General features: G+C 57.3%; 5 protein-coding genes and 2 pseudogenes. 5 read left to right on the forward strand and 2 right to left on the reverse strand.

Translation table 11 applies throughout. The features are described from left to right. Together WB402_RS08350 and WB402_RS08355 are read left to right on the forward strand one after the other, a co-directional pair. Positions 1–137, forward strand: a pseudogene (locus WB402_RS08350) (OmpA family protein); the annotation flags it as partial. A 149-nt stretch (positions 138–286) separates the two neighbouring features. After that, entirely contained in the window at positions 287–1498 is a 1212-nt protein-coding gene (locus WB402_RS08355) for a hypothetical protein (protein WP_424206812.1), read from the forward strand. Between the two features lie 71 nt (positions 1499–1569). Here WB402_RS08355 and WB402_RS08360 read toward each other — a convergent pair whose 3' ends face one another. Beyond that, complete coding sequence (locus tag WB402_RS08360; RefSeq protein WP_424206814.1) at positions 1570–4716, reverse strand: AsmA family protein; 3147 nt, start codon at positions 4714–4716, stop codon at positions 1570–1572. A 273-nt stretch (positions 4717–4989) separates the two neighbouring features. After that, positions 4990–5358 (reverse strand): hypothetical protein, encoded by a 369-nt coding sequence (locus tag WB402_RS08365; protein ID WP_424206815.1) that lies wholly within the window; start codon positions 5356–5358, stop codon positions 4990–4992. Between WB402_RS08365 and WB402_RS08370 the strand changes: the two genes are divergently transcribed. The 3 genes and pseudogenes from WB402_RS08370 to WB402_RS08380 all read left to right on the forward strand — a co-directional run. Next, a complete protein-coding gene (locus WB402_RS08370; protein WP_424206817.1) occupies positions 5345–5629 on the forward strand; it encodes a hypothetical protein in 285 nt (94 codons plus the stop codon). The genes WB402_RS08365 and WB402_RS08370 overlap by 14 nt on opposite strands. Before the next feature lie 200 nt (positions 5630–5829). Next, positions 5830–7110 carry an alpha/beta hydrolase gene (locus WB402_RS08375; protein ID WP_424206819.1) on the forward strand — a complete coding sequence of 427 codons (1281 nt, stop codon included), beginning with the start codon at positions 5830–5832 and terminating at the stop codon, positions 7108–7110. Between the two features lie 226 nt (positions 7111–7336). Next, positions 7337–7604, forward strand: a pseudogene (locus WB402_RS08380) (hypothetical protein); the annotation flags it as partial.

Below are 7604 nucleotides of genomic sequence, written 5' to 3' on the forward strand. Positions count from 1 at the left end.
TCAGTCTCGGCGCCGATGCCAGCAAGATGGAAGTCAGCGGCATGGGCGAAGACAAGCCGATCGCCGATAACAAGACCGCCGCGGGCCGCGCCAAGAATCGCCGCGTCGAGGTGGAAGTCACCGGCACCGCGAAGTAGGGGAGCTTGTCCACGTTATTACTGGCTTTGGCCTGAGCCTTCCCGTGTTCCCTATGCGCGCGGCGACCTCCCGGTCTGCCGCGCGCCGTGGGGGAGGCGGCCTGCCCGCTTAACGACACGAGCATCACTCCCGCGAGGAGAGGGCGAAAATGAAATCCCGCACGTCAGTGTCCAGCGACGGTCTGTCCCTGGATTCGCGGGACTTCTCGCTTGTACTGGGCGGGCCGCTCTTCCAGCTTCTGCGTCGCGCGCATCTGTCCGACGATGCGCTGATGCTGGCACGCCAACGCATCATCGTCATCTCGCTGCTTGCCTGGCTACCGCTCTTGATCCTATCGGCGCTGGAAGGACAGGTGCTGGGCGGGGGTGCAACTGTACCGTTTCTGATGGACGTGGAAGTTCACGTCCGCTTCCTGGTGGCACTGCCGCTGCTGATCGCAGCCGAGCTTGTGGTGCACCAGCGCATGCGTTCCGTGGTGAAGGTATTCCTGGGACGCAATTTGATTCCCGAAAGCGCCATGACGCGGTTCGATACCGCCATCGCGTCGGCATTTCGGTTGCGCAACTCGGTGCTTGCCGAGGTGCTGCTGCTCACCACCGTATACGTTGTCGGTGTTCTGATCATCTGGCGCCAGTACATGGCGCTCGATGCGGCCACGTGGTACGCGACACCGTCTGGCCAGGGCACGAAGCTCTCGCTCGCCGGGATGTGGTATGGCTACGTGAGCTTGCCGATCTTCCAGTTCCTGCTGCTCCGCTGGTATTACCGACTATTTATCTGGGCCCGTTTTCTCTGGCAGGTGTCGCGCATCGAGCTGAGCCTGGTTCCCACGCATCCGGATCGTGTCGGCGGCCTGGGATTTCTCTCCAACATTGCCTACGCCTTCACCCTGCTCGCGGCAGCGCAAGGCGCGCTGGTGGCAGGGCAGCTCGCCAACCGCATTTTTTACCTCGGGGCCGCGCTGCCCGCGTTCAAGATCGAGATTGCCGTCCTGGTCGTCTTTCTGCTGTGTGTGGTCCTCGGTCCGCTCCTGGTGTTTGTGCCTCAGCTTGCTCACGCGAAGCGGAAGGGTCTTCGCGAATACGGCACGCTGGCGGAGCGTTACGTGCGCGAATTCGATACCAAATGGCTGCGCGGCGGAGCGCCTGCCGATGAGCCACTCGTGGGTAGCGGCGACATCCAGTCCCTCGCCGATCTGGGCAATAGTTACGAGGTGGTACGGACCATGCGCGTCGCGCCTGTTACGAAGGAGGCCATCCTCCAACTCGCGGTCGCCACACTCGCGCCGATTGCGCCGCTGCTATTGACCATGATGCCGCTGGAACAACTGCTGAAAACGCTGCTCGGCGTGTTGTTCTAGGGAACCCACAAGAGCGATTGTCGTCACCGGCGCGACCCGCCGGACCAACGCCGAGGAGTAGCAAGTATTAATCAATCATGAGCGGGCGTTTTGAGCAATGCCGCGCAGGGATTTTTCTCTTTCGCGCCTACATCTCCGAACAGCACGATCAACGTGGCAGGGTTTGAAAGACCGATTGCCCATTTGCCCAATCGAAACATCCCTGATTCCGCCGATGCGGTCTTGGGTTGCGCCAATGTTCCACTGAGTCTTATCGGCGTACCCAGATGAAATAAAGTGGGATCCTTCGGTTGCGGTTTGAACAGCCCGTCAACCTGCTCATTTTGCCAATTGATAAGGAGTTCTCCGGCAACCGTAACCCGCTTGGTGTCCGCCAACAGCGTCTGACTGCGCATGACGCCATCTTCCCAGTTAAAGCGCCCCACTGCACAATTAAGGTCGCTCAATGGATCTTCCAGCCAGGTCATTGGAATAATGAGCCGCACCAAGTCTGCGCCCCAGATTTCCAGCGCCCACTTCGGGATGGAGCCTTTGTCGGCAACGATTTGAAGTTGACCATTGGCGGAACCGATCACATCACGCAAGGTCTTGCCTTGACCATTCACGTTCATATTCAGATTCAGGGTACCGGCAACTTCATTGGTAACCTTCATTTTCTTGAGAATTTCACCGAAATCGATATTTCTTGCTTCAAGCTCGAGCCTTGCCCTGCTGGGTTGACCGGAACTGTTGACTTCAATCCGGGACAAAACACTTGAGTCGTTTAAGACTGAACGAAATTCGAGCGGATCCAGTCGCAATACGCCGTTGCCAGCGGTAAAACGAGCATTCACCACGGTAATGGGCGATTCGTTGTGTTTAATGCTCAAGTCTTTGATGGTGACAACAACAGCAAGCTTACTCTGCTTGCCAAAGTCGAGCGCCAATTCCGGTACGACGCGATCACGGCGTGCGCGGTTTTTCGAAGTGTTCTGATCCGGCTTTGCCTGTTTTTCCAGATATGGCGCCAGATTAATGCTGCCTGACGAATTAATCGTGAGCTTGGGCAATTTCCCCGCCTGGTAAAACAGATCGCCATTTACGACAGTTCCATCTGTCCTGGCAACGACATCGCTCAGTCTCAAATCTCCGCGAGACATCGCAAACTGCGCACGCAGGTCTGCAGACTCCTCGTGCGTCAGCGGGACATGGATTATCTGGCCGATAACGGGCAGCTGGCCTTTCGCATTCAGATCGCCAACGAAGGCGATATCTGCAAGCGGCTTTTTGACCGTACCCTGAAGCGACGCCGACAGGCCCGACCCGGTGACATGCAGATTAAGCGGGTAGGGCTGGACTGTATCCAGCAATTCCTCAAGGCGGCCTGCCTGAGCGTTTAACTTGAACTGCAATTCGTTATGCAAACCCTGGGCGGCTAACGTGACCGGTTCCTGGTCATGCGTGTCGAAGCGGATGTCATTTAGCGCGAATACGTATTCGCCTGCTCCGGACTTTGACTGCCAGCCGGCCCGACCCTTCCTGGCGGTAATCTGCCAGACGCCACCCAGCACGGATTGCTTGAAAGAATCACCCTTGCCCTGAATGCTCAGATTCAAATCATTCATGTCGAATACAAGACTGTCAGGGACCCGGGTCGCTGGCATCACATCATGAATGTTGAAACGGTCAGTGTGTGCCTTGAGCGACAGGTTAATCCCATTATCGAATCGCAGCGTGAACTCACCACCTATTGTTTGTGAACCCAGTCGACCCCGAACGCCGGGAAAAGCCAGAGTTCTATCGCTGAATTTGACCGGACTCGTCGCACCCAACGCAGCGGATTTCGGCCATTTCCGGCCGACCAAGGCACCGATCGTTTCCAAATCGTCGGCTTTCGCCGAAATCTGACCGGCAAGCGAAAACTCCTTCAGGGGTTTCATCATCCGGCCGGCAAAATGGGCGCTCGCCGCCTTTGTTTGGATATCCATATCAAGCGGGACATCCTGGCCTTGCCAGAGTGCATACAGAATATTTTTCAGGGACGCGCGAAACTGCACGGGCATACGGTTGGCCGTTCCCCGGGCCAACAGTTCAAATCTGCCATCCCGCTTGGAATTTGCGCGCAAGCTGTCAACTCGTGCCAAATAGAATTTCCGGTCAGGATCTTTCATTGGCGATCGGAATTCGATACCCGAACCCGTCATGTCGACGGTGGCTGTTTTGAGGAGCTCGCCAATTAACTTTCCGGAACCCTGGGCATTGATTTTGAACTCCTGAAACTTCATCGACGACTTCATCTGTTGCCGAGGCTGTTCATACAATTGTGACAGGTCAAATCCATAAAACTCACCCGCCAGAGACGCCATATACGTCTCGGCATCTCTGTTCATGCTCAGATGCGCCTGATAGCGTTCAACCAAACGCACATCGCTTCGCCTGGAGAGCAGTGACTTATGCGGCTTCTGCTTATCCGAAGCTATTATCAGATCAATCCCGTTAAGCGTAAGTGGATCCTCGATATAACCTTCAAAGTCGATCATTCCGATATCAGTATCCAGCGACGCCTCGAATGGCCAGCGCTTCACGGGATCGAAAAGAGCGGCCAAAGTTCCGCCATGCAATTCGATACTCAATGGAAAATCACGGACTCCTCCCTTTATCCGCAGCACCACCGGTTCGTGCCGAACCAATGAGCCCTGCAATTCATCGATACTGATTACCACGGGGGGTCGATCGAGAGGGTAGTAGAGGATCGAAACGTTTTTGGCGTGTAATGCGACTATGTCAGGCATCGCGCCGGACAACGATTCTCGTTTGGGACCTGACTTAAAGATCCAGGTTGCAGTTTTATCCCGTCCACGCTGAAGGTGAACGCTAGCGCCAGTCAATTCGATATCGCGAATCACGAATCTGTCGCGCAACAAAGACAGAAGGCTGATCTGCACCTCAAGTCGATCTACAACCAGGAAATCGGGATGTGTCGCCCAATCCGGATTGGCGATGCGTGCTTTTTCAATGGAAACCCTGGGGAACACCGATCCGCTGAGATGCATGGGGCCGTCGATGTGAACATCGCGCGCCAGTACTTGGCTTGCAAGTTTCTCAATACGTGCGCGTTGACTCTCTAAATCCAACGTGGCAAAGAATACCCATGCGGCAATCACAACCAACAACAATACTGCCAGTACAATCCCCGCTGTCTTCAAGACGTACTTGCGGATTGTCGTTATTCGCGCCATCGACTAGTCATCCAATCGACAAAGCAGAGTATTTTTCTAATATTGATGGATCGTGGACTCGAACGGTAAACCATACCCGATCCCGACGCCACAGTGCGCTCCGTAGCGTCTTAGCCCACGCTCAGCCCAGGCATGTTCTTATAAGGCACCACAGGGATCTTCTGGCTGGCCTTATCCGGCCATGCATCACCGCGCGCGTATCAGGCGCTTCGATGCTCCGAGACCATCGTGCTTGGCCGTGCTCTATGCGCGACGTATAGAGGCGCAATGCGCTCATTGGGCCTTAGGTTTCCACTTCCACACACCCTTTTCATCCGGACAGAAACGCTGCACACTTTTGCCGGTTCTCCCGCGGGCGCTATTGCGGACCTCGATATCCCGGCAGCCACCGCTGCCCGTGGCGGACGGCAAGAGACGGAGATCGCCGTTCGCGCCGGTTTTCGGGTTCGTCCAGGTGCGGGTGTCCTGGTCCTTGCCGAGCTTGAGCAGGTCATCCACTGTCGCATGAAAAATCTTGCGGTCCTCATCGGTGAAATGCGCGAAATACGGTGTTTCGTTGAGAAACCCGACGTTACTCGCGTGCGCCAGGGATATGAGCGCGCACCATGTCAATATGGCCCATACTGCAATGTTTGGTTTCATCGTCTTGCCTCCATCGTTATTTGCAGTTACCGGTACATTTGATGATGCGTTCGACACAAGTCAGGCGCGCGAAGCCGTGCGTGAACAATGGGTAAATGTCGCCGGAGGTGTGGGCCCACGCTACGCCTTTGTGCTGAGTTTGCCATGTCACGAAGTGGGCTGCGACAACCACTGCTCATCGGTGCAGCTGGAATACCAGCTTCCAAAGCGCATATCCTTTATTGATAGTACATCAGAGATTGCAACGACATTCAATGCGTCGGCTCGGTAAGTTTTTTTCAACAACGATTTAAACAAAGATATGATGAGCATCAACCGGTGGTCAAAAAACTCAATGGCAATTTTCGATGCATAGTTGTTGGAATGCCACTGACCATGCAATATGGTGCTGGCGATACGTTTTGGCCGAAGCGGAATTGAGCCGCGCTCACTGCTGCAACAGGAACGACTGCCAGCATTAGGAGGAAAGAGATGAATCGAACTGCCGCCTGTCTGTTGATGTTGCTCGTGTTCGCCGGAACGGCCGGGTGTGCCTCGGTCCAGCCGCACATGATTCCCACCCCGGCGGTATTTCGGGATGCTCGGCTCGACATGACCGTAAACCTGCCGTCGGAGTTACGTTCCACCGAGGTGCCGGTGTTCTACGCCACCACCCGCGCCCCGGTCGACCCCGGCAAGCCCGGACATTATCGGAATGCCGCCGGCGACGGGGTGATGCTGGGCGTGGCTTCGGTGCGGCTCGGTCCGCCCGGTTGGCAGTGGGAAGATCTGGTCGCTTCGGACTTTGCCGACACCTACGAACACGCCCGGCCCGGCGACGTCGAGCGTATTCAGGAACTGGGTCGCTGGAGCGGTGCGGAAGGCGCGAGCGAGGCCGAACGTGCCTTCGTCGCCCGAATCAACGAGCAACTGACGAAAACACGCAACCCGGAAGTGGTGCTCTATGTACACGGCTATCGTGTGCGCTTCGACGAAGTGACGGTGATGATGGGGTCGTGGTCGCACTACCTCGGCCATGGCGCGCTCGTCACCTTCCAGTGGCCAACCGGCCAGAACTTCTGGAATTACCTCACCGACTGTCCGCGCGCCGAGCAGTACGTGCCGGACATCGAGCGCCTGATTGCCTTGCTGTCCGAGACCCGCGCCGAGTCCGTCAACATTATTGCCTACAGTTGCGGCTCGCCGCTGCTGGGCCAGGCACTCGCTCGGCTGCGCGCGCGCCACCCACAGGAAGACCGCGCACAACTCGCCCAGCGCTATCGCATCGGCAACGTGATCTTTGTCGCTTCGGACGTGGACCTCAAGACCTTTGCGGGCGAGTATATGCCGCCGGTCATGGACCTTGCGCGCCAGACGATCGTGTATATGTCGCGCAACGACGCCGCACTCGGGTTTTCCAGCCTCATCGCCGGCGCCTCGCGGCTTGGCAAGCCGGACATCGCCGATCTCACGGTTCAGGATATCCAGCGTCTCGCGGCCGACCCGCGGTTTCAGGCCGTCGATGTCTCAGATGTGCGTGGTGCGCACGAGATGGGTGGCATGCGCGGGCATGGCTATTGGTACGCCAATGACTGGATATCCACCGACGTCGCACTCTCTCTGCGTCACCCGATCGACCCCGCGGATCGTTGCCTGATCCCCGGGCCGAATCGCGTCGTTTGGAAGTTCCCCGAGAACTACGTCGATTGTCTGGTGCAACGTCTCGGCGCGGCCTTTCCCGAGTTGCGGCGCAGTGCACCGAAGGGACCGTAATCATCGGCGGCGATATGGATGCTATACGGCCCGGCTACGGCAGCATGCCAAACATTGGACCAAGGTCCAATAGTCCGATGGTCCCGTTCCCGGCACACTACCACCCATGGCAAAACCCGGATCCCGGCGTCAGGCCCCGATCGACGACGCTACCCGGCTTGCCACACGGCTTACCACCGGTCTGGGGGTTGCAGACCATCACTCAACTATTTAGAGGATAAGCGCTATGAACAAACAGAAGCAAGCTTTCTCGACCACGCTGGCGTTGTCGTCGCTGCTGGTCGCCACCCTCACGGCGTTTTCCGCCCAGGCGGCGGGGATGTCGCCGGGATATGTCTACGACGCGAGCGGCAAAGTCGAGCGCGACGCCGCCGGCAAATGCCTGGTGACCTCCGCCTGGAATAAAGACAACGCCACCAAGGAATGCCACCCCGAATTGGTCCCCGAGCCGAAGCCCGAGCCGAGGGCGGCCGAGCCGGCGCCCGCGCCCGTGG

It is taken from the genome of Sulfuricaulis sp. (assembly GCF_049587675.1).
Classification (GTDB): Bacteria; Pseudomonadota; Gammaproteobacteria; order Acidiferrobacterales; family Sulfurifustaceae; genus Sulfuricaulis.